Raw genomic sequence first — 1,899 nt, forward strand, 5'->3', positions numbered from 1 at the left:
CTCTCTTTTATTCCGGATAATGACCGTTTCCACCTCTGCCCCCTCCTTTTGGAAGGCACGGGCACTGTCATACTCACAATTCGTTCCCGGGAAGACAGGAATCAGAACTTTCACCTGATCCACCTTTTCCGGAGAGAAAAACGCTCTTTCCGTCTCTTTGGACAGGTTCTCACAATTTCCCTTCTCCAAATTCACGTACTCCGGATAAAGCTTTTCAAAGGTGCCGGTATAGGCTCTCCGCAAAGTCTCCTTATCCAATGGCTCACCATTCGCCAAAATATCCTCTTCCACCGTTCCGATCTTACGGAAAGGCAGGTCGGCATCCCCGGCTTCAATAACCATGGAGCCCGGCTGAAAGTCTGAAAGGTCTTCCATTGTAACGTGAAAACCTAAATCATTTCCTACTGCCATCTTGTAAAGGGCGGAAAAGGCGGAGCCTTCCTCCAAAACATAGACGGAGCAGACCTTTTTCTCCGAAATATAGCGGTGAAGAGTGTCATACTTCTCTACCGTCTCCGCTATATTCGGAAAGCCTCTCTCGTCCTTTACGAGCGGCAGGAAATATAAGGTGTTTCCGCATTTTTTTAGCTCCGGTGTAAGCACCTCTTCTATTTTCACTGTACTACAGGCAAAGGAAATCAAGGTTTCTACCACATGAAGATCATTAAAGGTACCGGACATACTGTCCTTTCCCCCGATGGCGGAGATCCCCAAGGCTCTCTCGGCATAGAGAGCGCCCAGCAACGCTTCCGTCGCCATGCCCCACTTCTTACTATCTGTTCCCAGCTTCTCGAAGTACTCTTGACAGGAAAGATAGAGGGTCTTTCTGTCCCCTCCTACCGCATAGACCTTTGCCACGGAGAGAAGAACCGAATAAAGCGCGGATAAAAAGGGAGAATAGTGGGAAATCTTCGGAATAAAGCCGTAAGTTAAAACGGTCGCCACATCACTATCAAAGCCTAAAGTGGGAAGCGCCTGCACGGAAGCCTGCACCGGCGTTAATTCTTCCTTTCCCGTAAAGGGCATCAGCACCGTTGTTGCCCCGATACTGCTGTCAAAGTTCGTAGCGAGTCCCTTCTGAGACGCCACATTTTTCTCTGAAAGTTCTTTCTCTGCCTGTTCTTTATGAAAATTTTGATGGAGGAATGGATTCTCCTCAGGGTGATCCGTTAAAACAGCCTCTCTATGCTGCCGTACCCCGGAGGTCTCCAGGAAAGAGGCCTTTAAGTCCACCACCTTTTCCTTTCCCATAAACATTTCCAGTCGATTTCGATTGGTCACAGTCGCCACAAGGGCATATTCGATATTTTCCTCTTCACAGGCTTTGACGAATGAAGCGTAGTCCTTTTCCGAAACCACCACCGCCATTCTTTCCTGGGATTCACTGATGGCAATTTCCGTGGCATTTAAGCCCTGATACTTGAGAAGCACCTTGTCCAGATGAATCTCCATTCCGGGACTGATTTCTCCGATGGCAACGGCAACCCCGCCGGCACCGAAATCATTACATTTCTTAATCAGGCGGGAGACTTCCGGACGACGGAAAAGTCTTTGTATCTTCCGCTCTTCCGGGGCATTTCCCTTCTGTACCTGGGAAGCCATGGTGTGAAGAGAGGCACTGGTATGCACCACACTGGAGCCGGATGCACCCTGGATGCCGTCCCGGCCGGTTCGACCGCCGATTAACACCACAATATCTCCCGGTGCAGGAAGCTCTCTTCGCACATTTTCTACCGGACTCGCCCCCACTACCGCGCCCACCTCCATGTGCTTTGCCACATAGGAATCATCGTACAATTCCCGGACGAAACTCGTGGCTAGGCCGATTTGATTTCCGTAAGAGGAATAGCCCTGCATGGCTTTCTTCGAAATCTCCGCCTGAGGAAGCTTGTTGGGAAG

General features: G+C 50.0%; 1 protein-coding gene. It reads right to left on the bottom strand.

What is annotated here, in order from left to right; translation table 11 throughout:
* Nucleotides 1-1,899, bottom strand: a 1,899-nt coding sequence (locus ACO4PX_RS06265) for a phosphoribosylformylglycinamidine synthase subunit PurQ (protein WP_485572007.1), incomplete at both ends; no start/stop codon positions are given.

Source organism: Oribacterium sp. (assembly GCF_057249185.1).